19 protein-coding genes are annotated in these 23617 nt (G+C 66.1%); 16 read left to right on the top strand and 3 right to left on the bottom strand.

All coding sequences use genetic code 11. From position 1 onward, the window contains the following. Positions 1-61: 61 nt before the first annotated feature. From CEY08_RS12235 to sorU, 10 genes are all read left to right on the top strand, one after another. Positions 62-1312 (top strand): alpha/beta fold hydrolase, encoded by a 1251-nt coding sequence (locus tag CEY08_RS12235; RefSeq protein WP_408609550.1) that lies wholly within the window; start codon positions 62-64, stop codon positions 1310-1312. Positions 1313-1360: 48 nt separating this feature from the next. Beyond that, the gene (locus CEY08_RS12230; protein WP_088607678.1) at positions 1361-3064 is read left to right on the top strand and encodes an AMP-binding protein; all 1704 of its coding nucleotides are present in this window, start codon (positions 1361-1363) and stop codon (positions 3062-3064) included. Continuing rightward, positions 3061-3915, top strand: coding sequence for a VOC family protein (locus tag CEY08_RS12225; RefSeq protein ID WP_063961690.1), 855 nt, complete (start codon positions 3061-3063; stop codon positions 3913-3915). The genes CEY08_RS12230 and CEY08_RS12225 overlap by 4 nt, the downstream gene beginning before the upstream one ends. Beyond that, positions 3912-5069, top strand: coding sequence for an FAD-dependent monooxygenase (locus tag CEY08_RS12220; protein WP_063961691.1), 1158 nt, complete (start codon positions 3912-3914; stop codon positions 5067-5069). The genes CEY08_RS12225 and CEY08_RS12220 overlap by 4 nt, the downstream gene beginning before the upstream one ends. Continuing rightward, positions 5066-5515 (top strand): acyl-CoA thioesterase, encoded by a 450-nt coding sequence (locus CEY08_RS12215; RefSeq protein ID WP_076813445.1) that lies wholly within the window; start codon positions 5066-5068, stop codon positions 5513-5515. The genes CEY08_RS12220 and CEY08_RS12215 overlap by 4 nt, the downstream gene beginning before the upstream one ends. An 84-nt stretch (positions 5516-5599) precedes the next feature. Beyond that, the gene (locus CEY08_RS12210; protein WP_084738540.1) at positions 5600-6397 is read left to right on the top strand and encodes a TetR/AcrR family transcriptional regulator; all 798 of its coding nucleotides are present in this window, start codon (positions 5600-5602) and stop codon (positions 6395-6397) included. A gap of 141 nt (positions 6398-6538) precedes the next feature. Further along, the gene (locus CEY08_RS12205; RefSeq protein WP_063961694.1) at positions 6539-7513 is read left to right on the top strand and encodes a Bug family tripartite tricarboxylate transporter substrate binding protein; all 975 of its coding nucleotides are present in this window, start codon (positions 6539-6541) and stop codon (positions 7511-7513) included. A gap of 183 nt (positions 7514-7696) precedes the next feature. After that, positions 7697-8329: a class I SAM-dependent methyltransferase gene (locus tag CEY08_RS12200; RefSeq protein ID WP_042793554.1), complete on the top strand. Its 633-nt coding sequence runs from the start codon at positions 7697-7699 to the stop codon at positions 8327-8329. A 219-nt stretch (positions 8330-8548) separates the two neighbouring features. Then, complete coding sequence (gene sorT / locus CEY08_RS12195; protein WP_076813447.1) at positions 8549-9799, top strand: SorT family sulfite dehydrogenase catalytic subunit; 1251 nt, start codon at positions 8549-8551, stop codon at positions 9797-9799. Continuing rightward, positions 9796-10140 carry a SorU family sulfite dehydrogenase c-type cytochrome subunit gene (sorU, locus tag CEY08_RS12190; RefSeq protein ID WP_084738541.1) on the top strand — a complete coding sequence of 115 codons (345 nt, stop codon included), beginning with the start codon at positions 9796-9798 and terminating at the stop codon, positions 10138-10140. The genes sorT and sorU overlap by 4 nt, the downstream gene beginning before the upstream one ends. A gap of 63 nt (positions 10141-10203) precedes the next feature. On the opposite strand, the gene CEY08_RS12185 is transcribed toward sorU, so the two are convergent. Further along, positions 10204-10917 (bottom strand): IclR family transcriptional regulator, encoded by a 714-nt coding sequence (locus CEY08_RS12185; RefSeq protein WP_042797041.1) that lies wholly within the window; start codon positions 10915-10917, stop codon positions 10204-10206. Between the two features lie 98 nt (positions 10918-11015). On the opposite strand from CEY08_RS12185, the gene CEY08_RS12180 reads away from it, so the two are divergent. The 6 genes from CEY08_RS12180 (at position 11016) to arsH (ending at position 16072) form a co-directional block, all read left to right on the top strand. Continuing rightward, positions 11016-11729 carry a PIG-L deacetylase family protein gene (locus CEY08_RS12180; RefSeq protein ID WP_063961697.1) on the top strand — a complete coding sequence of 238 codons (714 nt, stop codon included), beginning with the start codon at positions 11016-11018 and terminating at the stop codon, positions 11727-11729. Positions 11730-11734: 5 nt separating this feature from the next. Further along, positions 11735-12364: an RraA family protein gene (locus tag CEY08_RS12175; protein ID WP_076813450.1), complete on the top strand. Its 630-nt coding sequence runs from the start codon at positions 11735-11737 to the stop codon at positions 12362-12364. A 53-nt stretch (positions 12365-12417) separates the two neighbouring features. Then, positions 12418-13380 (top strand): Bug family tripartite tricarboxylate transporter substrate binding protein, encoded by a 963-nt coding sequence (locus tag CEY08_RS12170; RefSeq protein ID WP_076813453.1) that lies wholly within the window; start codon positions 12418-12420, stop codon positions 13378-13380. A gap of 274 nt (positions 13381-13654) precedes the next feature. Next, positions 13655-13981 carry an ArsR/SmtB family transcription factor gene (locus CEY08_RS12165; protein ID WP_076813456.1) on the top strand — a complete coding sequence of 109 codons (327 nt, stop codon included), beginning with the start codon at positions 13655-13657 and terminating at the stop codon, positions 13979-13981. 115 nt (positions 13982-14096) lie between these two features. After that, positions 14097-15284 (top strand): MFS transporter, encoded by a 1188-nt coding sequence (locus tag CEY08_RS12160; protein WP_076813459.1) that lies wholly within the window; start codon positions 14097-14099, stop codon positions 15282-15284. A 29-nt stretch (positions 15285-15313) separates the two neighbouring features. Then, positions 15314-16072, top strand: coding sequence for an arsenical resistance protein ArsH (gene arsH, locus CEY08_RS12155; RefSeq protein ID WP_076813461.1), 759 nt, complete (start codon positions 15314-15316; stop codon positions 16070-16072). A 4-nt stretch (positions 16073-16076) separates the two neighbouring features. Here arsH and CEY08_RS12150 read toward each other — a convergent pair whose 3' ends face one another. Continuing rightward, on the bottom strand, positions 16077-16784 hold the full coding sequence (locus tag CEY08_RS12150; RefSeq protein ID WP_084738542.1) for a 4'-phosphopantetheinyl transferase family protein: 708 nt from the start codon (positions 16782-16784) through the stop codon (positions 16077-16079). 115 nt (positions 16785-16899) lie between these two features. After that, on the bottom strand, positions 16900-23595 hold the full coding sequence (locus CEY08_RS12145; protein WP_232033724.1) for an autotransporter outer membrane beta-barrel domain-containing protein: 6696 nt from the start codon (positions 23593-23595) through the stop codon (positions 16900-16902). Between the last annotated feature and the right edge of the window lie 22 nt (positions 23596-23617).

Raw genomic sequence — 23617 nt, 5'->3', positions numbered from 1 at the left:
TGACACCCAGGCAAATAATTCATAAATTATTTGCCTGGGTGTTAATTATTGGGAGATGCTCGTGGCGGAGAAGGACATTGCCGCAGTGACGGCAGGCATGCGGGGCGCGTCCTGGGACGCGGAGTTGATGCGGCGGCCCTACAAGGTCGTGCCCTACGCGTTGGCCACGGCCGACGGGCAGCGCACGTTGGGCTTCCTGTTCACGGCGACGGGCAAGGAACGGACCGTGGTGTCCCTGATGCACCCGCGCGAAATGTCCGTCACGCACTACATGGTGCCGGCGGTGCTGGACGCGGGGTGCGCCTGCTGGGTGCAGGGGCCGCGCTCCATCGGCAACGACTTGCGGCTGGAACATGAGATCGCGCTGTTCGACGTGGCCGCGGGCATGAAGCATCTGCGCGACCTGGACTATGCGCGCATTGTGCTCCTGGGCAATTCCGGGGGCGCCGGGCTGTATGCGCTTTACAACCAGCAGTCGCTTTTGGCGCCGGAGGCGCGCATCGCCAAGACGCCGGCAGGCTGGCCCACCAGGCTTGCGGAACTGGATATGCCCATCGTGGATGGCCTGGTGCTGCTGTCGCCGCATCCAGGGCAGGGCAGGCTGCTCATGGCGGGCCTGGACCCCTCGGTTTTGGACGAAGGCGATCCGATGCGCTCCGATCCGGCGCTGGATCCGTTCTCCGCTGAGAACGGCTATGACGCGCAGACGGGCCAGGCGCGGTATGACCCCGCGTTCCTCGAGAAATACCGGGCGGCGCAGACCGAGCGCGTCCGGCGGATCGACCGGCACGCGCATACGCTGCTGGCCCGCAAGCAGGAGGCCCGCGCCAAGGTCAAGGCGGGCTCGCAGCACCCCTTGGAGCGGCAGCAGGCCGCATTCGCGCCGATTTTCAACGTGTGGCGCACGGACGCCGATCCGCGTGCGTGGGACGTCACGCTGGATCCCTCGGACCGCAAGACCGGGTCGCTCTGGGGCAAGGATCCCTTCGTGTCCAACTGGGGCAGCGTGGGCTTTGCGCGGGTTGTGACTCCGGAGTCCTGGCTGTCGACCTGGTCGGGCCTGTCGTCCAACGCGTCGTTGGAACAGACTCTGCCCGCGGTGCGCCAGCCGACGCTGCTGATCGAGTACACGGGCGACCAATGCACGTTCCCGGCCGACATCGCCGCGATCTTCGGCCAGCTCGGCACCCAGGCCAAGACACACGTGCGGGTGCGCGGCAACCATCACGGCATGGCGCTGGCCAAGGATGAACCCGCGGGCAGGACCATTGCTTCCGCGCACCTGGAAGAATGGCTGCGCGCGCATTTCTGAATACGCAGGCAGGGGACACGCCCGTTACGGGCGCAAGAGGATGAATCAATGACGAGTTTGGAAAGCATCTTGCCGGCAGAGCGCCTGCAGGGCGTGCGCTACCCGGACGAAGACCGGCTGCGCGGCTATGTGAGGCAGGGCGTACTGACCGGGGAAACCCTGGCGGGCGGTTTACGCGACGCGTTCGCCGCTCATGCGGACCGGCTGGCGCTGGTAGGACCGGACGCCCACTACACCTACCGAGAGCTGGATGAACGCAGCGACAGGTTGGGCGCGGCGTTGCTGGAGCTGGGGCTGCGTCCGCTGGACCGGGCGATATTCCAGTGCGGCAACAGCCACGAACTGCTGGTGGCGTTCTGTGCCTGCCTGAAGGCGGGGATCATTCCCATCTGCTCCCTGCAGGCGTTTCGCAGGCTGGAGATCGAATACCTGGGGAACCTGGCGCAAGCGCGGCTGCACGTGGTCCAGGGTGACGACCCGAAGTTCGACGACGTGGCTTTTGCGCAAGATATGCGGCAATACGTGCCCACGCTGGAGTACGTGCTGCAGGCGCGCGGACAGGCCAGGGAAGGCGCCGTCACCCTAGACGGCCTGATAGCGGCCACGCCGCTGGCCGCCGCCCGCGCCCGCCTTACCCAAGTCGAGATGCATCCCTTTCAGGTCGCCGTGTTCCAGCTTTCGGGCGGGACGACCGGCGTGCCGAAGATCATTCCGCGCTTTCAATCGGAATACCTCTACAACATGCGGGCCGTGGCGGCCTGGAACCGCTACACCTGCGAGGACGTGCTGTTCTTCCCCACGCCCTACATGCACAACCTGAACATGGGGTGCTTTTTTGGGCCGTTCCTCCTGAGCGGCGCGCAAGTCACCGTGTGCCGCAGTCTGGACGAAGCCACTTTGCAGGGCCTGGTGCGGACGTATCGTCCAACGTGGTTCGGCGTGGCCGGCCCGATCCTGACGCGCATCCTGCCGGAGCTGAACCGTGCGGGCGACAGCGAAAAAGCGCGCCGCCGCTTCATCACTCCGCGCAATGCGGCGGGTTTGGCCCGGACTACCGGATCGCCGGCCTTTCATATTTTCGGCATGACCGAAGGCGTGATCATGTTCGCCAAGGAAGGCGACAGCGCAAGCGTGCTTGAAAGCTCGGTCGGCAGGCCCGTTTCCGCCTATGACGAGGTCAGGATCGTGACGCCGGGCACCGATGCCGAGGTGCCCGATGGAGAAACCGGCGAAGCGCTCTTCCGGGGGGCGTACACCATACGCGGCTACTACAAGTCGGAAGCCGAGGACGCAGGCCGCTTCACGCCCGACGGCTTCTACCGGTCCGGCGACCTGATGCGCTGCGAAGTGCACGACGGCCAGCGCTACTACTACTTCTGCGGGCGCATTAAGGACGTGGTGGACCGCGGGGGCGAAAAGATCAATGCCGAGGAAGTGGAAAACGTGCTCAACGGGCACCCGGCCATCCTGACCTCGGCCGTGGTGGGCATGCCGGATCCCATGTACGGGGAGCGCGTGTGCGCCTTCGTCATTCCCCGCGCGCCGGGCGCAACGCTGACGCTGCCCATGGTCTGCAGCTATCTGCAGGAGGTCGGGCTGGCCAAGTTCAAGTGGCCGGAACGCCTTGAAGTCGTGGACGAATTCCCCCTTTCCGCATCCGGAAAGCTGAGCAAAAAGGCGCTGCGCAGCGCGATCGCGGCAACGTTAGAGGCCGAACGCGGCCAGCACCTGCATGGAGACCCAGCCAAATGAATCCTTCCCTGCCTGAAGTTTCTGCCCCGCCGTCCGTACGGCTGCATGGCGTGCACCACACCGCCAGGCCGACCTGGAAATTGTCGGAAACCGTGCGTTTCTATCGCGATCTGCTGGGCCTGCCGCTGGTGCACGCGATTTCCGCTAAGGGTTGGGGGCCCCAGAACCATCCGGATTTTCTGCACTTCTTTTTCGATAGCGGCAACGGCAGCACCATCGCCTTCTTCTACTACATCGGCACGCAGCGACCGGACCGCCTGGTGCCGACCGACCATTACCAGGACCGCGCCACGCACACCGCCTGGCGCGTCGACAGCGAGGCCGAATTGCTGCAGTGGCGCGCCCGGGTGGAGGCGGTGGGAATTCCATTGCGCTATCAGATCCGCCATGAGGTGATCGAGTCCATCTACTTCAATGATCCCAACGGCTATCCCATCGAAATCACCTGGCAGGTGCGGCCCTTCAGCGCGGAAGACGGACAGGACGCGCAGAACACCCTTGAAGCGGCGATGGCGCTGGAAGAGGAAGGATTTCATGGCATCGAGCCGGTATGGCAGGCGAAGGGCGCCGCCCTGGGCGGGCAAGTACGGGACAAAGCGGCCATCTACGTGCTGGACGTGCCAGAGTTCAAAGCCTTGCTGGACGCCGCCACCGCCACCTCGGGATACGCGACCCAGGCCGCGGGCAACGGTTACGTACGCATCGTGGGGAACCCGGGACTGCGCTTTCAGCGCAAGGAACTGGGCTTCAAGCCGGCCGTCTGGTACGGGGCGCTGACAGGGGGGCTGAACGGCCGGATCGCGCAGTTCGACATGGATGTCCTGGCCATCGAGCCGCTGGAGCAAGCATGAAAGCCGCCATTATCGGAGGCGGGCCCTCTGGCCTGTTCCTCGCCATCCTGCTCAAGCAGCGCCAGCCCGCGGCGGAGGTCACCGTATATGAACAGAATCGGGCTGATGCCACGTTCGGCTTCGGCGTGGTCATGGCCGACAAGGGGCTGGATCGGCTGCGCGACGCCTCGCCGGAGGTGTTCGATGCGCTGACCGGCGCCATGCGCTTCAGCGACCGGCAGGTCATTGTCTCGAACGAGACGCCGATCACGGTGCAGCGTCCGGGCAGCGGGGGCGCAATACCGCGCATCGAATTGCTGCGCATCCTGGGTGTTCATGCCAGGCGCCTGGGCGTGGACGTGCGCTATGAGCAGCGCATCGAGGATTTCCTGGCCCTGGACGCGGATGTCGTCGTCGGCGCGGACGGCATCAACTCGCGATTGCGCGACAACGATGAAGTCGCGTTCGACGTGCAACGGCATAGCCTCACGAATCATTTCGCCTGGTACGGCGTCGAGAAAGCCTTTCCGCATCCGAGCCTGGTGTTCCGCAAGCACGGCGCCGGCTACTTCGTTGCGCACTACTATCCGTACTCGGCTTCCATGAGCACCTTTGTCGCGGAGTGCGACCATCGCAGTTGGCAGGACCTGGGCATGGAGCAAATGAGCGCCGACGAACGGCAGCACCTGTTCGAACAGGTGTTCGCGCCGGAGCTGGACGGGCAGGCCTTGGTCTCCAACCACTCCAACTGGCGGCAGTTTCCGGTCATACGCGCGCGCAACTGGCATGTCGGCAACCGCGTGCTGATCGGCGATGCGCTCAGCAGCGCGCATTTTTCCATCGGATCGGGCACGCGTATCGCCATGGAGGACGCTATCGCCCTGGCCGATGCATTGAATGCCTCGCCGGACAACATCCCCCAAGCGCTGGACGACTATCGCCGCAGGCGGCAGCCCCAGAAGCAGAAGCTGATCGGCGCTTCGGAGGCTTCCTTCAACTGGTACGAGCGCATCCGGGACTGGATGGACCAATATGGCCCCCACGAATTCGTATTCCGTTTCATGACGAGGACCGGCCGGGTCGATGTCGGCCGCCTGCGCGAGCAGTACCCGGCTCTGGTGCGGGACTTCGAGGCAGCGGGGCTGATTCCGGCCGAGTGCGAGGGGCAGCCATGAAAGCAACCGAGATGATCTTGAGCACGGAACCGTTCGTGGTCCGCCGGGAGGTGCGGTGGGGGGATTGCGACCCCGCCGGCGTGGTCTACACGGGGCGCTTCACGGACTATCTGCTGGGCGCGGTGGGGCTCTATACCGAGCATCTGGGCGAGGGGAGGCGGCTGGGCGAAGCGCACGGCGTAGGCACGCCGTGCCGGGGCATGTCGTTTGATTTCACCGGCACGCTCTGGCCCGGCGATGTCGTCCACATCGCATGCAGCGTGGGGGCGCTACGCACGCGTTCCTTCGACATCCAGGTGCGCGCCAGCCGTCCCGACGGCAGTCCGGTTTTCTCGGCGGTGTTTTCTCCCATCTGCGTGCGGCTGGATGCGCGCGTCGGCACGGCGGTTCCCGCCTCCTTGCGCGCGGTGCTGTTGCGGCATGGCGCGCAGGCGCAAGGGGGCTGAGGCGCAAGGATCGGCGGGTTATTTGCCAGGGGGGCAATAAAACCTTAGGATGCCCCGGTCATCCAGCTTCCCCAGAGTGTCGATATGCCCGCCACAAAAAAGCCCGCCGCCAGCGATGCCGCGCCGCGCAAGCGCGGCCGTCCGCCCCGGGTCGAGTCGCCGATCAATGACCAAGCCACGCTCAGCCGGGCCACCATCATCGAACGCGCGATCGCGCTCGCGCGCGAGACCTCGCTGGAACAGATATCCATGGTGCAGTTGGCCAGGGACTTCGGCGTTGCCCCGGGCTTGATCCACTATTACCTGGGCGGGCGCGACAAGCTGATATCGGGCGTACTCAACAACTATTACCGGGAACGCCTGGCGCGCATGCCGCCGCTGACCGGCAACTGGCGCGCAGATATTGAAACCATCGCGCGGGTCAGCCTGAACTATGCGGTGGAGAATCCCGGCGTCAGCACCTATGTGGCATCCCACAACCGTTTTCGCTTGTTCCAGGACGTCGAGTCCGGCGAAACCGACTTCGGCGCGGCGTTCTTCAACCACGTGACCACGGCCTTCATGCAAGGCGGCTTTTCGGCGGAGCAGGTGGCCTTGGCGTACCACCTGCTGGCGCAGTTCCTGGTGGCCAGCAGCCGGGCCGAGGCGTCCAAGCAACTGCCTGTCTATCATCGCGATTTCATACGCAGCCGGCTCGATGCGATGCCGGCTGACCGCTATCCGGGCGCGCGCTACGTCAGCGACGCATTTTCCAGCCTGAACACCGAACTGGCTTTTGATGCCGGCCTGGGGATCTTGCTGGACGGCATTGCGCAATGGGCGGCGGACCCCGCCGCCAAGGCGCCACCCAGGCGCAAGACAGCCCCGCGCAAGCCGGCCTGATTCCCGACGCGCGTCCGCGTCGATTCGTGGTGTAAACCCTTATTTAACAGTCTATCAATTAAATCTATATTTAATTGATAGTATGGCAATTAATAGGCCGCCGCGCGCATCGCGCAGCCCAAGGCCAGATAAGGAGACATCATGAAAGCACGACGCTGGCTGACGGGATTGGCCATGGTTCTGGGTTGCACCGTCTTGGGCGCCGCGGGGGCCCAGCCGTTTCCCGACAAGCCGGTCAGGATCATCGCGCCCACGGCTGCGGGCAGCGCCCCGGACATCATCACGCGGCTGATCGCCGACCGGCTGGGACGCCAGTGGGGGCACCAGGTCATCGTCGAGAACCGGCCCGGCGGCAACGGCATCATCGGCATGAATGCATTGACCCGCGCCGATCCGGATGGCTATACGCTGGCCATGTTCCACGCGGCTGCCGCGGTCACCACGCCGTTCCTGTACCAGGCCGCCAAGTTCGACATCGAGCGCGATACCGAAGTCGTGGCCACGCTGGCCTACACGCCCATGATGCTGGTCACGACGCCAGGCACGCCTTACCGTTCCGTGGCCGACCTGATCGCGGCGGCCCAGGGGGGCGAGGCGTCGGATCTGGTGATAGGCAGCCCGACGCGGGGCTCGATTCCCAACCTGTCGGTGTACCTGATTGGGCAATTGGGCAGCCGCGAATTCCGCCAGGTCAGCTTCAGCGGCACGTCGCAGGCGCTGCAGGCCCTGATCAAGGGCGACATCCCGGTCTACATCGACGGCGTCGCGCCGCTGGTGCCCCTGGTGCGCGCAGGCAAGCTCGTGCCGGTTGCGATGAGCGCCGACCGGAAACTGCCGGGCTTCGAGAGCATTCCGCTGGTCAAGGAGACCTTGCCCGGCATGGTGACATCCGGCTGGTTCGCCGTCTTTGCGCCCAAGGGCACGCCCGCGCCCGTCCTGGACACCTTGCATGCCGCTATCAACAAAGCGCTGGAGGAGCCCGAGGTGCAAAGCCGTCTGGCCGACCTGGGTACCTTCGTCATGCCGCAAAGCCGGGCGCAGGCCAGTGCGTTCGTCCGGGACGAAAAGGCGAAATGGGGCAAGGTGATTTCCACTGCGCACGTCAAGGCGGAATAGGGGATGGGCAGGAAGCGTTATGCAACCTGAGTTGTCCGGCTGCCGGGCCGCGCGGGCGCGGCGGACTGCGCGGGCATCGCTTAATTGACAAGGGTGCTTACCGACGGTTGCGGGCGCGCGCCGCCTGGCGCAGTTAAGGTTTGCGGGTCGCACGGAATTCCCGATCCAGGAGACTGAGGCCCCATGCATTCTTCTCATCCCTACAAAACCATTGTTCCGCGCAAGCCTGCAGCCCGTACCGCAATGGGCTGGTTGCAGGAGCGCACGCAGTTCGTCAGGGCGCTATTGTCCAATCCCACCGCCATCGGCGCGGTGGCGCCGTCCGGTCCGGCCTTGGCTGCCGCTATCACCGCCTGCATTCCGCCATCCGCCGGCAAGGTCCTGGAACTGGGCTGCGGCACGGGTGTCTTTACGCGAGAAATGTTGCGCAGGGGCCTGGACCCCGCCAGCCTGGTGTTGGTCGAGCAGGATTCGGCCATGAGTTCGAGCTTGAGGAGGCAGTTCCCGGAAGCTGCGGTGCTTCAGGTGCCAGCCCAGGACCTGTCACGCCACCGCCACCCGGAACTGGATGGCATCGGCGCCGCGATCTGCGGGCTACCGCTGCGCAACATGAGCAAGGCCCTTCATCATCAATTGCTGTCGGCGGTATTCGATGCCTTGCCGGCGGACGGTTCGATGGCGCTGTTCACCTATGGCGTGAAATGCCCGATATCCACGAGCGTGCTGGACGCTTGCGGGCTGCGGGCGCGCAAAGTCGGCTTTGTTCCACTGAATCTGCCGCCGGCGTCGGTCTACAGCCTGGGCCGCCAAGCTTGAGGCGCGCCGCTCGCATCCCGCGACGTTCGGCCTATCCAAATGGGTTAGGGCGACGTATTGCAAATAACTAATTGACACGTAAAGGCCGCTCAACCAACATCGCAGTCATAACTAATGGCGGCTTGAAACACGTGTGCGCGCGGGGTATATAGCCACGTCGTTGCAGGCCGGCAGGGTTTCGGAACAACCACGATTCCAGACCCCAACGAGGAGACTGCAATGCGTTCATCCCTGATCGAGAGCGCGGCGCGCCGACGCCTTCTTGCCGGCGGCGCAAGCGCCCTGGCCGCCGCCAGCCTGGGGCGCGCGGTGCAGGCCGCGGAGCCCAAGACCGCGCCTGGCGCCGCCGCACCGGCACCCGCTTCGGCGTCCGCCGCCAAACCGCTGCCTGCCTATGCGGCCTGGAAGCAGCCCGAGGCGATGATCGTGCATAGCGCCAACACCATCGAAACCCGTCGCGAGGCATTCGGCAGCGGCGTGGTCACGCCGTTGCGCCAACTTTACGTACGCAACAATCTGCCGCCGCCCGACGAAGCGATCGTGGCCGATCGCGACACCTGGATGATAGAAATCGCGGGCGTGGCCAAACCCATGTCGCTGAGCCTGGCCCAACTGAAGACGATGGGCTTGCAGACGCTGGCGATGGTTTTGCAGTGTTCGGGCAACGGCCGCGGCTATTTTCCCAACAAGCCCAGCGGCACCCCCTGGCAGGTCGGCGCCGCCGGCTGCGTGATCTGGAGCGGCGTGCCGGTGAGCGCGCTGGTTGAACATTGCGGCGGATTGACGGCTGGGGCCATGTTCATGACGGGCACCGGGGGCGAAAAGCTGCCGGATGGCCTGGATCCGAACATGGTGATGGTCGAACGTTCCGTGCCCAAGGAGGCCATGCAGGACGCCTTGCTCGCATGGGAGCTGAACGGCGAGCCGATACCGCTGGCCCATGGCGGCCCCTTGCGCCTGGTGGTGCCGGGCTATACGGGCGTCAATAGCGTCAAGTACATCAAGCGGCTGGCGTTCACCGAAAAAGAGAGCCCGGCCGCCATTCAGCAGACGGGCTACCGCCTGGCGCCTGCCGGCCAAAAAGGCGATCCCAGCCATCCCTCGGTGTGGGCCATGGGCGTGAAGTCGTGGATCAATACGCCCAATCCGTCCGCCTCCAGCCTGAAGCCTGGGCGTGTCGTGGTCCAAGGCGTGGCCTTCGGCGGCGTCAATGCCATCAAGCAGGTCGAGGTGTCGATCGACGGCGGCAAACAATGGCAAAAAGCCGAACTGGTCGGTCCCGATCTCGGCCGCTACGCGTGGCGCCAGTTCGCGTTGCCGGTGGAACTGACTGCCGGAGAACATGTGCTTGTCAGCCGCGCAACCGACACCGAAGGCCGGGTGCAGGAAGAAGACCGTCCACAGAATTCCGGGGGCTACATCAACAACAGCTGGCGCGATCACGCCGTGGCCGTGGCGGTCAAGGCATGACGGTACGAATGCTGGCGTTGCCCGTGAAAATTGCGTTTTGCATCGGTTTGGCTGCCGCCAGTCTGTATGGCGCCGCGCGCGCGGCCGGCCCCGACATGGAGGCGGGCCGCGCGCTGTTCGTCGGCGCGACGCCAGCCTGTGCGCTATGCCACACCCTGAATGACGCGCAAACCAGCGGCGCCATCGGTCCCAAGCTCGACGAAATCAAACCCGACGCCGCCCGCGTCGAGACGGCCATCCGCAATGGCATCGGCCAGATGCCGGCCTACACGACACTGTCCGACAAGGAAATCGAGGTCTTGTCGACTTACGTGGCCAAGGCTACCGGGGCGCAGCAGTAAACGCGTTCGGGCGTGATGCCCGGACACGCAAGCCAGCCTGAATGGGGAAGAGCAGGGGGCTTGCTAGCCCCGCCCATACAGGACGCCGCGCATTTCCGTGGACGCCCCGAGCCGCCGCGACAGTTCGTCGGCGCGGTCGAGTATCAGGGCTTCGAATCTGGCGGCGTCGACCGTCTTCAAGCGTTCGGACGGCCCGGCGACGGTGAGCGCGCCGACGAACAAGTCGTCTTGGCCGATCACGGGAACGGACCACGACGACGTGTAGGGGTCGCGCGCCCCGCAGGAAAAGATGGGCAGGTTGGTGTCGGCACGTTGCTGCGTGCCTTGCGCCCAGATTGCAAACACTTGGCCAGTGGAAGATTTGTCGGGCGGCATGACGCTGCCGGCGATGACCTGGCTGTGCAAGCCTTCGTGTGGTTGATGGCGGAACAGACATAGCCGTTGGCCCGGTTCGCCGCCTTCGACGTAGTAGGCCGCGCTTTCTCCCGTATCGGCCGAGAGCTTTTCCAGGATAGGCATTACGACGGCCGACAGGTCGAAGCCGCGCTCGTACACCCGGGCAAGGAACAGCACGCGCGGCCCCAGCCCATAACGGCCATCGGCTTCACGCACCACGTAGCCGCAACGCGCCAACGAATTGAGCAGGCGGAAGATCGTGGTCTTGTGCAGCGGTAGGCGCTGCGCGAAATCCGCCAGCGCCAAATGCTCGGCGCCAGGCCGGAAACAGTCCAGCACGCTTAGCGCGCGTTCCACCGCCACCACTCCGTCGTTACTCAACATAATCTCCAAAAGCTGCGTATTTATTGGCTTATTGTACTAGATACAACGTCATTTCATAAAAATATAATGAGGCCATTCCCAATTCGGAGATTGAGATGGCGAGTTCGATGCTGGTGGTTACGGCACATGTGGGCGACTTCGTGTGGCGTTGCGGTGGCGCGATGGCGCTGCATGCGCAGCGTGGCGTGGACGTGCACCTGGTGTGCCTGAGCTATGGCGAAAACGGCGAGTCCAACGCGGCATGGCAGGGCGACGCCCAGCGCGATGGCGTAAAGGCCTTGCGGCGCGCCGAGGCCGAGAGCGCTGCGCAGATCCTGGGCGTGAGTTCGCTCGATTTTCACGATCTGGGCGACTACCCGATGCCGGATTCGGCAGATTCGGTACGGCGCATTTCCGACACATTGCGCCGGATTCAGGCGTCGGTGGTGCTGACGCACCCGGAGCACGATCCGTCCAACCTGGATCACTGCCGCACGTTTGAAATGGCATTGCGCGCGCGCATGCAGGCCATGGCGCCAGGGCATGGCGGCGACTTCGTGGTGCCGCCCCAGGTGCTGTGCTTTGAGCCGCACCAGACCGAGCTTTGCGGCTTCAAGCCCAATTTGCTGCTCGACATTACCGAGGTCTGGGACCGCAAGTGGGCCGCCATGCAGGCCATGCCGACCCAGCGCAACCTCTGGGCCTATTACGAGCGTGTGGCGCTGCAACGCGGCGCCCAGGCGGGCCGGCGAGGCAAGACGGCCGGCACGCGGTATGGCGAGGCCTTCCAAAGTATTTTCCCGGCCGTCGTTTCGGCCCTGATGGAGTGAGTGTCATGTCCGATGTGTTTACCGAAGGGCTTTGCAGCACCTTGTTGGCCGATGTGGGCGCCCGCGTGATGCGCGCGGCCGTCAAGCCGTTAAGGGCAGGGTGGTTGTTGCGAGGGCGGGCGCTGACGGTGTCCGTGCCGGCAGGCGACAACCTGGCGATCCATGCCGCGCTGGCGATGGCGCAGCCAAGCGAGGTGCTTGTGGTGGACGCCCAGGGCTACGCGGATCGTGCCGTGATGGGCGGAATCATGTGCGCGCAGGCCGCGGCCGCCGGTATTGCCGGGGTCGTGGTCGATGGCGCCATGCGCGATGCCGCCGAGCTGCGCGAGGGCGCCTTGCCGGTGTTCGCCGCGGCGCTTTCGCCTGCGGGTCCGCACAAGGCAGGCGGCGGCAGCGTCGGCCGTTCGATCCAGTGCGGTGGTGTCACCGTCAATCCGGGCGATTGGATCCTGGGGGACGACGACGGCCTGGTGGTGTTTGGCCCTGCCGAGAGCGATGGATTGATTGCCGCCGCGTTGGCCAAGGGCAAAGCCGAAGCGCTTCGCATGGCTGCCATTGCGCGAGGCGAACTCAGGCCTGCCTGGCTCGATGACGCGTTGGCCCGCGCCACGCTGGACATCGGGCCCGCGCGCTAGCGCTTCGCTGTCCAGAAGAAGAATCCAGCATTACGTACTACAGGAGGAAGACAATGTTGCTGAAGCAAACCCTGGGCGCAATCGCCCTTGTCGCGGGTCTTGCGCCCATGTCCCAGGCGCTCGCCGAGTACCCGGAGCGGCCCATCCGCATGGTCGTGCCGTTCGCGGCCGGCGGCCCCGCGGATATGGTCGGGCGTGAATTCGCCAAATTGTTCGGCGACAAACTGGGTCAGCCGGTGGTGGTGGTGAACGCCGGCGGCGGCCATGGCGTGCCGGCCCTGAATCAGGTATTGGGCGCTGAAGCGGACGGCTACACGCTGCTGATGCCGGCATCGGGCAACATGACCGTGCCGTCCAAGGCCATGCAGGGCAAAAATGTGCTGGAGCTGCTGGCGCCCATCAGCCTGCTGACCGAGAGTCCGCATGTCTTGGTGGTCAACGCCAAATTGCCGGTGGATTCGGTCCAAGGGCTCGTGGATTACGCCCGGACCCATCCCGGCAAGGTCAATTTCGGCTCGGCCGGCGTAGGCGGCGTGGCACATCTGGGCATGGAACTCTTCAAAAGCAAGGCTCAGGTCGATGTCGTGCACGTGCCGTACCGGGGGACGTCCCAGGTACTGACGGACCTGGCGTCCGGGCAGGTACAGGCGCTGTTCAGCAGCATGCCGTCGCTCAAGCCCATGATCGACAAGGGGTCGGTCAAGGCGCTGGCCATGAGCGCGCCGAGCAAGGGCGCCGATACGGCCAAGCTTCCGCTGGTATCGCAGACGTTGCCGGGAGTGTCGTACACAACCTGGTATGGCTTGTTCGCGAAGGCGGGCACGCCGCCCGACGTTCTGGCCAAGCTGAACCAGGCCGTGATCGATACGCTGAAAAATCCCGAGCTGAACCAGAAGTTCGAATCCCAGGGCGTGGAGTTCGTTTCCAGTTCGCCCGAGAGATTGACCGAGATCGTGCAGCGGGACACCAAGCAATGGACCGCGCTGATCGAGCAAGCGGGAATCGAGATCGAATAATGGCAAAAAGATCGGCGCAGCGTCGAAATCCGGATGCAGCGCCGATCCTGAAAGCGGATGGAGCCAGGGACGAGCACGGGGGCTCGGCAAGGCCTGCGCTGCCATAGGCTTAATGCGCATAATGTGTATTATGTAAAGTGATAAATAGAGGAAGCCGATGGCCTTGCCCCTCTGCATCTGCCAATCGGAATGCTTCAGTTGCGGGAGTCTTGCCATGGAGCGTTGAGTCCAGGCTTTTTGCTCAATGATTCAATAGTCGTTGTACGATTGAACCATGCATGAAGATCAAGCCGTCTCCGCTCTCAGTGCTCTGGCCCACGCCCAACGTCTGCGGGTATTTCGCGCCCTGGTTGTCGCCGGCCTGGGCGGTCTTACGCCTAGCGTCGTGGCCGACCAGCTTGGCATTGCTCGCAACGCGTTGTCCTTCCATCTGAAAGAACTGGCGCGCGCCGGCCTGGTCAGTGTCGAGCAACAGGGGCGCAATCTGATATACCGCGCCGATTTTTCACGGATGAATGGGTTGCTTGGCTATCTCACCAAACATTGCTGCCAAGGCACTCCCTGCGAGGTTTCCGATCCTGGCGCCTGCGCCAAGCGCTGACCAGGAGCCGGCCAATTGCTGCGCTTCGAATGCCAACTTTCACTCTCGGTTAACAGGAACTCGGATGTTGCACTCCCCTTTCAATGACAACGCCGGCGCCATGCCGAGCTGATTCGTGCAAAACGCCTCTCTACGAGTCGTCGGCGTTCTCGGCACCGCCCAAACGCTGGCCTGGGCGTCCTCCTATTATCTGCCTGCGATGCTGGCGGACCCGATGGCGCGCGACTTGGGCGTGTCCGCGCCCACCGTCTATGCGGCTTTCTCCGTCGCCATGGTGGCCTCGGCGTTGGTCGGCCCTTGGGCGGGGCAAGCGATCGATCGCCGTGGCGGCCGTGCCGTCCTGGCCGGTACAAGCCTGTTGTTCGCACTGGGGCTGGGCATGCTGGGCGTCGCTCAGGGGCCGTGGATGATGTTTGCCGCCTGGCTCGTCATTGGCGTGGCAATGGGTTCGGGACTCTACGAGGCCGCTTTCTCCTGCCTGGTGCGGCTCTACGGCCATCGGGCCCGTGGCGCCATTACCGGCATTACGCTGATTGCCGGATTCGCTAGCACCGTTGGGTGGCCGCTATCCGCCTGGATGGAAACCCAATTCGGGTGGCGCGGCGCATGCTTCGGTTGGGCGCTCATGCATCTTGCTATCGGCCTGCCGCTGAATGCCTGGCTGCCTGGAGCGCCAGCGGTAACGACAGTGGCACGCCCCGAGGCCGCCGAGGCGCAAGGGCCTGAACACTCCCCTGCCCCTGAACCGAAACAGCAGAAGGGCGCCACCGCCCTTCTTGCCTTCGTGTTCGCGGCAACGTGGTTCATCAGTACGGCGATGGCCACCCATCTGCCGCGAATGCTGGAGTCTGCGGGTTCCACGCTTGCGGCAGCCGTGGCCGTGGGCGCGCTCATCGGTCCGGCGCAGGTCGCCGGCCGCCTGCTCGAATTCGGTTTCCTGCGGCAAGTCCACCCCTTGCTGTCAGCCCGCCTGGCCGCGCTGGCGCACCCGGCTGGCGTTGTTGTGTTGTTGACCGCCGGCCCAGCCATGGCGGCGGTCTTCGCCATTTTGCATGGAGCGGGCAACGGCATCCTGACCATCGCAAAAGGCACCTTGCCGTTGGCGCTGTTCGGCCCTCGGGGCTATGGCGCGCGCCAGGGATGGCTAATGATGCCCGCGCGGGTCGCGCAAGCGCTGGCCCCGCTGCTCTTCGGGCTGGCGCTGGACGCCTGGGGCAGCAAGGCGCTGTGGCTGTCCGGGGGAATAGGTTTGGCAGCCTGTGCCGCGCTGCTCCTGTTGCGCGCGCGGCCTGCGGCCGATTGAAGTTGTAGTCGTTTCAATAGAGGTATTGCATGAGTTCCATCACCAGTTCGCCTGGGGCCCAGGCGCCAGGCTCCCGGTTCGACGATTTGCCCAACATCGATCCATTATTGTTTGCCCCACCGAACATAGCCGAGCTGTTCTCTCCGCCCAGGGCCACGCATGCGCCGCGCTTTCTTCTGCTTTACGGATCGCTGCGCGAACGGTCATACAGCCGCCTGGTCGCTGAAGAAGCTGCGCGCCTGCTGCAGGCCCTGGGCGGTGAAACCCGGATCTTCAATCCTTCCGGGTTGCCGCTGGTCGATGACGCGGGCGACGATCACCCGAAAGTCCGCGAATTGCACGAGCTCGTCCAATGGGCGGAAGGCATGGTCTGGAGCTCGCCGGAACGCCACGGCGCGATGACGGGGTTGATGAAGACGCAGATCGACTGGATCCCGCTGTCGGTGGGAGCGGTGCGCCCAACCCAGGGCAAGACGCTTGCGATCATGCAGGTTTCAGGCGGATCGCAGTCCTTTAACGCCGTGAACCAGATGCGGGTACTGGGACGCTGGATGCGCATGCTGACGATCCCGAATCAGTCGTCGGTGGCCAAGGCTTATCAGGAATTCGACGATGCGGGGCGCATGAAGCCTTCCCCTTACTATGATCGGGTCGTTGACGTCGTCGAGGAATTGATGAAGTTCACGCTGCTGACGCGGGATGCGGCGCCGTATCTCGTGGACCGCTACAGCGAACGCAAGGAAAGCGCGGCGGCGTTGTCCCGCCGCATGAAGCAGGCGTCCATTTAGGGGCTCAGGCCGGCAGGCAGTACGCCGACACTACCGCGCGGGCATGCCAGGCGTACGGTAGCCAGACCGACATCCCTGCCGGCCATTTTCCGGCCGCGTCCCAGTCGCGGGTCAAGGTCAGTTGCACGCGGTCGGGCGCTGACGCGGTGACCGCGACGGCATCGAAATCCTGGAAGGTCCGCAGTTGGGGATACAGCGCTTTGTAGAAGGCTTCCTTGGCGGAAAACAACAGGGTCAGGGCGTGCTGGCGATCGCGCGCGTGCCGCAGGCTGGCGAGTTCACCTTCCGTGGCCACCAGGGGTTGTACGGCTGTCATGGTCTGCGGGCTGATCAGGTCCTGGATATCCACGCCCACCGCTACATACTTCGCGCCTTGCGCCGCGGCGGCGATCGCCCATTCCTTGCCGTGACTGATGCTGCCCAACCAGCCGGCCGGCCATTGCGGCAGCCGGTCCGCGCCTACCGCCAGGCAGCCGGGCCACGTCGCGCCGGCGGCAGTCAGCGCGCGCGCGGCGCACAAGCGGCCGGCGACGAATTCGTTGCGGCGTTTTTCGCTCAGGCCGGCAGCAATGGCCAGAAAGTCTTCCAGGTCCGGCGGCGCGCTGGTGTCATATCCGCCATGGGCCACTGGCGCCGCGGCCAATCCAATACCGTCATGCCCGGCCATCGCGCGGCGCAAGGCGTCGAGCACGCCGTGGGGTTCCATCGACATTCCGTTCCGTTGTTTTGCCAGCGGTCAATGGTACAGCCCCGCGCCAGCATTGATCCGCGTCTCCGGGATCCGCGACACGCAAGGCAAGCCTGCACCGCAGGCCTCCCGCCGGGACTCAGAACGGCACCATCACCTTCACGGTGCCGCGATGGCTTTGTATGTGGGACGAAAAGTCTCCGTCGTACTGCAGCCGGAAGTCGATGCCGCCCGCGTTCGACACTTGCAGGCCCGCGCCGATCCGGCCGATGACGTCGTCCATGGGCACCGAGGTCTCGAAGGCGCCCGAACCTGCCGGCGCTCCCTGCAAACGCGCCTTGACCGTGTATTCGTCCTTGGACAGGAACGACACGCCGCCATACATATACGGGCGCATGGTCGCGCCGTTCTTCAGCGCTACCTTGCCGCCCAGTTCCAGCGTGGGCGACAGGGCCATGACGAACTGGTTGCTGCTCTCCACATCCAGATGCAAGGCATTCCGGGATTCGCTATAGCCCGGCATGTGCGTGTAGAAGGCGTCCAGGTCCACATAGGGCTTCAGATAGACCCGCTCCGTGGCGAAGGTGCGCGCCACGCGCAGGCGCAATGCGGCACCGTAGACATCCAGGTCGGAGTCCGCCGTGCTCTGCATTCCGGGAATGCGGATGCTGCGGTCGATGTCGTATTGGCCGTAGCCGCCGCCCAGGGCCGCGGACAAGGTCCACGGCCCGGCCTCGCGCTTGACCACGACGCCGGCGTAGCCGCTATCGCCCTTGCCGCTGACCCGCCCGTCATCGCCACGGAGATGGCTGTTCTCGTACGCGACGGATCCGCCCAGGAACCAGCCTGGACTTACCTGGCGCTGGCCGCCGAACTGGTAGGTGACGCCGTTGAACGAAAAGCCGGAAACTCCGCCTTCGCCGTCCTGGTTGGTATTGATGCCGGACACCTGGCCCCACAGGCAATCCTGTTCGCCGGTCAGCGCGTCGCCACCCTGGAAGGCGGGGCAGGACATCATGGCTCCAGTGAAGCGCGCCATGCCGGCCTGCATCTGCGCGGCGGGCGCGACCATGACGCCGGGCGACAGGTCGGACAGCCGGCTTGAATACGTGTCCGCGCTTTCCCGGGACGCCATGTCGAGCGCGGCGAACAAAGGCGCCATGTCGGCATTGCCGCCCAGGTTCCAGGCGCCTTGCAGATGGCGCGCCACCGCGCGCGGATTGGAGGCCAGCTGCATCGACGGCGCTGCGAAGTCGGCCAGCACGGCACGCACGCGCACGTTCTGGCCGTCCAGCCGGGCGTCGTAGTCGATCACGGGACTGTCCTTGGCGACTGGGCTGCCCTCGATGCCGCCCTGCAACGTTGCCACGGTGACTTCGTAGTCGGGCAGCAAGGTAACGGGCTGCACGTTTACCTGGCCGTTCAGGCGGGCATCGCCCTGCACCACCATGCGGGGCGACCTGAGGTTGGCGAAGTCCACGTCCGCCTGCAGGATGCCGCCGGCTTGCAGGTCGAAGTGCCCTGCCACCGTCAATCGGTCGAATGCGCCCGGCCGGCCTATCGCCACCACGCCCGCATTGTCGATATTGGCTTGGTAGAGGGTGGCGTCGCTCAAGGTGCCAGTCGCTGCGTTCCAGACATCGCACGCCAAACCGCCGGCGCCGCGGCCGCATTCAATATTGCCCAGTATGGTCCCCGCATTGTTGATGGACAGGCCGGTGCCGGCTGTGCTGCTGGCAACACGCAGCGCCGCGCCGGTTTCCTGTAGAGCGGCGCCGTCGTAGCGCACCGCGCTGCCGCCAGCGCCGGCCGCAATCGCGCCCGCCACGCCCACGGTCAGCGTGTTCTGGTTCTCGCCGGCGATCCAGACACCGTATGCGCCGGAACCGGTGCCGCCGCTGACCGAGCCGTTGACGGTGACCGCAACCTGCCCCGAACCCTGCGGGCCCGCGCTTTGCGCAAAGATGCCCGTGGCGCCAGCGCCGGCAGCGGTAATGTTGCCGCTCTGCGTTACCGTGACGTCGCCGCCCGAACCCGTGCTGCCCGCGCCTGCCGTGCTGCCCGCGAAGCCGCCAGCGGCATTGCCGCCCAGCCCGCCCCCGCCTCCGATCGATTGGGCGATCACGCCAAACGCGTTGGTTCCGTGGGTCGTTATATCGCTGGCGATATTGAGATTGACCGATCCGCCGCTGCCCTTGCCGCCGGTCTGGCTTGGGTCCGGCGTCCAGCCGCCCGAGCCCAGTTGCAGCCTCTTGCTGGTATCGCCCGCGATGCCGCCTCCGCCGCCGATGGATTGCGCAACCAGGCCATGGGAGCCCGCGCCGCTGGTCGCGATGTGGGCGCCGGCATTCAGCCCAAGCGTCACGGCCCCGCCATCACCAGCCGCGCCGCCGCGCCCGCCCAGCGAGACGCCGGTCAGGTTGCTGGCGTCGCCCGCGCCTCCCAGGCCGCCCCCGCCGCCGATGGATTGCGCCAGCACGCCATAGGCGCGGTCGCCTTGCGTGGTGGCGGCGATTCCGGTGGCGACATCGATGACGCCGCCAGAGCCGGACAGACCGCCGGTGCCGCCCACCGAAACACTCATGGAATGACTGTCCTGTTGGAGCTTGGAGCTGCTGTTGCCCGCGCCTGCCGTGCCGCCGCCGCCCCCTATCGATTGCATGGCGAGCGCGGGCGCGTCGTCGCCGGATGTCTGGACATTCAGCCAGCCTTGGGCGCTGGAGGTCAGGATGTTGCCTCCATTGCCAGCGACGCCGCCCGTGCCGCCAAACGATGCGCCGACGGTGATGGTGCCCTGGGCCTGGTCCGAGCCGTCGCCGCCCTGCCCGCCGCCCCCGCCGACGGATTGCAGCAGCACGCCGTAGGCGTTGTAGCCTGTGGTGGAAATGCTGTTGCCATGGTTGTCGTCGAAGTAGAAGTTCAGGTTGCCGCCATTGCCTCCGGCCCCGCCGCTGCCGCCCACGCCTATGATCGCGTTGGCTTTGATCTTGCTGCCCGATGCGCTGGAGGAACCGCCTACGCCGCCGCCTCCGCCTATCGATTGGGCGACCAGGCCGTCGGCCCAGTCGCCGCTGGTGGCGATCTTGCCGGCGTAGTTCACGGTGACATTGCCGCCATGGCCCGCGGTGCCGCCGGTGCCGCCTACATCCACGCCGAATTCGTAGGTGCTGTTTTCGTCGTCGAGCCGTTCCTTGTTGTCCCCATGGTTGCCGATCCGATCCAGGATTGGGTAGGACGACGCGTCGGCCCCGAGTGATCCGCCCAGGCCGCCACCGCCGCCTATCGATTGCAGCAGGACCCCATCGGCGTCGCCGCCTTCGGTGCGGATGGCGCCCTGCAATGTTGCGTTGAGGGTGCCGCCCGTGGCGCCAGACCCACCGGTGGCGCCGAGCCCGACCTGCAGGCGCGCGGAGGGCCGCTCTTCGGCGCTGCCCGCCACGTTCAGCGTTCCGCCCTGCGAGGCTCCGCCGCCACCGCCGATGGATTGCGCCACTATGCCGCGCGAGCCGGATCCCAGGGTACGAATGGTGAAATTGGGATTCAGCGTCACGTCCACGTTGCCGCCGGTGCCGCCGGCGCCGCCCGTGCCGCCCAAGGCCAGGGTCAGCTTGACGTTGGTGGGGCCGCCGTGGGTGTAGGCGTTGCTGCTGCCCACTCCGCCGTTACCGCCGCCGCCGCCAATGGATTGCGCGAGCACGCCGTCCGCATAGTCGCCGTAGGTGACGATGGTGGACGCCGGCGGCGCCTGGACGCCGGGCGGGGTCAGCAATGAAGGCGGCAAGGCCGCGTAGGCGCCGTTGGCGTCTCCCAGGCCGATGTTCACCGCGCCGCCGTTCCCGCCCGCGGCGCCCGTGCCGCCCAGCGTCATGCCGGCCGACAGCGAGATCGTGGTCGCATCCCCCAGCACCGTGGACAGCACAGAGGAATCCCCGCCGTTGCCGCCGCCTCCGCCTATCGACTGCGCCATCACGGCATGGGATCCATCGCCCAAGGTGGCGACCGTGGAGCCGTTGCTGAGATTGACCTGGGTGACGCACGCGGCATCTCCTGGCGGGCAGGCGCTGCCCCCCGCGCCGCCGCTGCCGCCCACGGCGGCCTCGAAGTTGAACGCCAGGGAGGCTCCTTCGCCGGTGGGCACCGCCACCACCAGGTCGCTGGCGCTGGAACTGCCGCCATTGCCGCCCCCGCCGCCGATGGTCTGCGCCAGGATGCCGAATGCATCGTTGGGCGCATAGGTGTCCGGGTCTATGTTCGGGCTGGCGTAGTCCATGCCCGTGGCGACGTGGGAGCCGCTGAGGTTCACCGTGGATGAATAACCCGTGCCGCCCGAGCCCCCGCTGCCACCCAGCACGACGGCGGCATTGAATCCCAGGGTGACGTCGTAGTAGCTGGCATCGCCGCCATTGCCGCCTCCCCCGCCGATGGATTGGGCCAGGATGCCGACGGCGTGAGCGCCGCCGGTATTGATGTTCAGATTGCTGTAGCCGACCTTGACCCCGGCTGCCTTGCCGCCGGCGCCGCCGCTGCCACCCAGCTGCAGGGCCGCGAACGATGCGACGCTGGCGTTCTTTACGCTGCCGCCCGTCCCGCCGCCGCCGCCGATGCTCTGGGCGATGATGCCAGGCGCGTAGTTCCCATGGGTCGTGATGGCCGCTGGCGAGTACGTAAGCGTGCTGTCGCAGCCTCCCTGGTTGCTCATGCAGACCGAACCGCCATCTCCGCCTCCGCTGGCGCTGCCGCCGATCGCAACCGACACGCCCACCGATGCCGTGAATGTGTCGCCGCCGTTGCCACCCCCGCCGCCCACGGACTGGGCCAGCACGCCCGCGCCGAAGTGGCCCGCGGTCTGGATCGACCCCAGGTCCTGGATGATGACGCTACCGCCCGAGCCTCCCCCCGCTCCGCCGCCGCCCACGCCCAGTACGCCGATGCTGTCGCCGCCGCTGCCGCCCCCGCCGCCGATCGACTGGGCCACAAGGCCAATGGCCGCGTTGCCTGCCGTGGTGATGGATCCGGTGTTGCCGATCACCACCGAGCCGCCCGCGGATCCCGTGGAGCCCGCCGAGCTGCCGCCCACGCTGAGCAGCCCCGTCGCGCTGCCCGAGGCCCCCCCGCCCCCGCCGATGGACTGGCCGATCATGCCGTGCGAGTTGTAGCCCGATGTACTGATGGAACCCGTATTGCCCATGGTGACCTGGCCGGCGGCGCCGCCGCCCGCGCCGTCTCCGCCCAGGGACACCAGTTCGGCGGTATCGGCGCCGCCAGCGCCTCCGCTGCCGGCAATGGACTGGGCCAGCACGCCGTAGGCGTGGTCGCCGCCCGTACTGACCGTTCCGGCGGTCGAGGTGCTGACGGAGCCTGCGTTGCCGCCATTGCCGCCGTTGCCGCCCTGGCCGCCCAGCACCGATACGAAGTCGCTGCCCGTGCCGCCGCCGCCGCCCACGGACTGGGCGACGATACCGGTCGAAAAGCTGCCCGTGGTGCTGATCGTGCTGCCGCTCAAGGTCGAGACACTGACGGCGCTGGCGTCGCCGCCGAACCCGCCGCCGCCGCCCTGGCCGGCCAGCGCGGTGCTGTCGCTGCCGTCACCGCCCTGCCCGCCCACGCTCTGCGCGGCCAGGCCCGGAAGATTGTCCCCGCGCGTGGCGACACTGGCTCCCTGGTAGAGGTTGATGGCCACGGTGCCGCTTGAGCCGCCATTGCCGCCCGAGTGGTCTTTGTCCGGCCCGGCACCGCCTTTGCCGCCGATGGCGCGAGCGGCTACGCCCGCGCCTTGAACCGCGGCGCCGCTCGCCGATCCCGCGACATCAAGCAGTACCGAACCCTGCACGTCCACCGTGACTTTCTGGGTCCAGGTGCTGGAGTTGCCGCCGCCGTTGCCGCCGTTATCGCTATTGTCGGTCGACGCCGTGCCATCCCCGCCGATGCTCTGAGCGTAGATGCCGAACACCGTGGCGCTGTCCGCGACTTGCCAGTAGCTGTTCGCCTGGCCTTGGTGGGTGACCTGGACGGTGCCGCCCGTGCCGGCATTGCCGTTGTTGTAGCCGCCCATGCCTCCCTGGGAATTCGCGTAGATGGCGGCGCCGCTTGCGTAGGTGCGCAGGCGCGACCCGCTGCTGCCCAGGTTGATGGCGCCTGAGTTGTTGACGATGACCGTGCTGGCGTTGCCGCCGTTTCCGCCGACTTGGTCGCCATATTCCAGCGTGGGATCGTTCTGGTCTCCGCCGGCGCCGCCCACGGCGCGCGCATTGATGCCGAACAAGCCCTGGCGGGGGGTGGGCAAGCTGCCTGACATCGTCAGGCTGCCGGAGTTGGTTACGGTCACGGTCTGGCCCAATCCGCCGTGCCCGCCATTGGAGTCGTTGTTGTCGTTGGCGGGGTCGCCGATCCCCCCGGACGAAACCGCCATGATCAGGCTGTTGAAGTTGCTGAGCGCAGTGCCATTCAAGCTGACGCTGCCGGTACTGGACACGACGACATTGCCGCCATCGCCTGCCGTGCCCTCGTCCACCCCGTCTCCGCCGCGCGATATCGCCGTCAGCACCCCCTGTGCGGTCAGGCCGGATCCATTCATGTCGGCGTTGAAGGTGCCGGCGGAGGTCAAGGTCACGTCCGGTCCGTTCTGGCCATCTTTTTCATCGTTATGGTCGACGCCGCTATCGCCTTCGCAGATGGCCTGGGCGTAAGGGTAGTTGCCGGCAGGCACGTTCTGGGTGGGGCCGGCGCTGCAGGCATAGCCGGCTTGGGCGCTGCCCGCCGGAGCCCAGGCGCAGGCACCCAGCGCTGAGATGACGGCCAGTCGCAAGGTGTTCTGGCGCAGCAGAGGAAAAGGCATGCCGGGGGCGCGCGGAGGGGAT

This window comes from Achromobacter insolitus, assembly GCF_002209555.1.
Lineage (GTDB): Bacteria > Pseudomonadota > Gammaproteobacteria > Burkholderiales > Burkholderiaceae_B > Achromobacter > Achromobacter insolitus.
The sequence above is the reverse complement of the archived record's forward strand: the minus strand, read 5'-3'. Positions and strand labels throughout refer to the sequence as shown.

Excerpts from the sequence above, each read along its gene's own strand:
- CEY08_RS12230 (WP_088607678.1), top strand. The coding sequence starts at position 1,361 with ATGACGAGTTTGGAAAGCATCTTGCCGGCAGAGCGCCTGCAGGGCGTG.
- CEY08_RS12225 (WP_063961690.1), top strand. The coding sequence starts at position 3,061 with ATGAATCCTTCCCTGCCTGAAGTTTCTGCCCCGCCGTCCGTACGGCTG.
- CEY08_RS12220 (WP_063961691.1), top strand. The coding sequence starts at position 3,912 with ATGAAAGCCGCCATTATCGGAGGCGGGCCCTCTGGCCTGTTCCTCGCC.
- CEY08_RS12215 (WP_076813445.1), top strand. The coding sequence starts at position 5,066 with ATGAAAGCAACCGAGATGATCTTGAGCACGGAACCGTTCGTGGTCCGC.
- CEY08_RS12210 (WP_084738540.1), top strand. The coding sequence starts at position 5,600 with ATGCCCGCCACAAAAAAGCCCGCCGCCAGCGATGCCGCGCCGCGCAAG.
- CEY08_RS12205 (WP_063961694.1), top strand. The coding sequence starts at position 6,539 with ATGAAAGCACGACGCTGGCTGACGGGATTGGCCATGGTTCTGGGTTGC.
- CEY08_RS12200 (WP_042793554.1), top strand. The coding sequence starts at position 7,697 with ATGCATTCTTCTCATCCCTACAAAACCATTGTTCCGCGCAAGCCTGCA.
- sorT (WP_076813447.1), top strand. The coding sequence starts at position 8,549 with ATGCGTTCATCCCTGATCGAGAGCGCGGCGCGCCGACGCCTTCTTGCC.
- sorU (WP_084738541.1), top strand. The coding sequence starts at position 9,796 with ATGACGGTACGAATGCTGGCGTTGCCCGTGAAAATTGCGTTTTGCATC.
- CEY08_RS12180 (WP_063961697.1), top strand. The coding sequence starts at position 11,016 with ATGGCGAGTTCGATGCTGGTGGTTACGGCACATGTGGGCGACTTCGTG.
- CEY08_RS12175 (WP_076813450.1), top strand. The coding sequence starts at position 11,735 with ATGTCCGATGTGTTTACCGAAGGGCTTTGCAGCACCTTGTTGGCCGAT.
- CEY08_RS12170 (WP_076813453.1), top strand. The coding sequence starts at position 12,418 with ATGTTGCTGAAGCAAACCCTGGGCGCAATCGCCCTTGTCGCGGGTCTT.
- CEY08_RS12165 (WP_076813456.1), top strand. The coding sequence starts at position 13,655 with ATGCATGAAGATCAAGCCGTCTCCGCTCTCAGTGCTCTGGCCCACGCC.
- arsH (WP_076813461.1), top strand. The coding sequence starts at position 15,314 with ATGAGTTCCATCACCAGTTCGCCTGGGGCCCAGGCGCCAGGCTCCCGG.
- CEY08_RS12150 (WP_084738542.1), bottom strand. The coding sequence starts at position 16,784 with ATGTCGATGGAACCCCACGGCGTGCTCGACGCCTTGCGCCGCGCGATG.
- CEY08_RS12145 (WP_232033724.1), bottom strand. The coding sequence starts at position 23,595 with ATGCCTTTTCCTCTGCTGCGCCAGAACACCTTGCGACTGGCCGTCATC.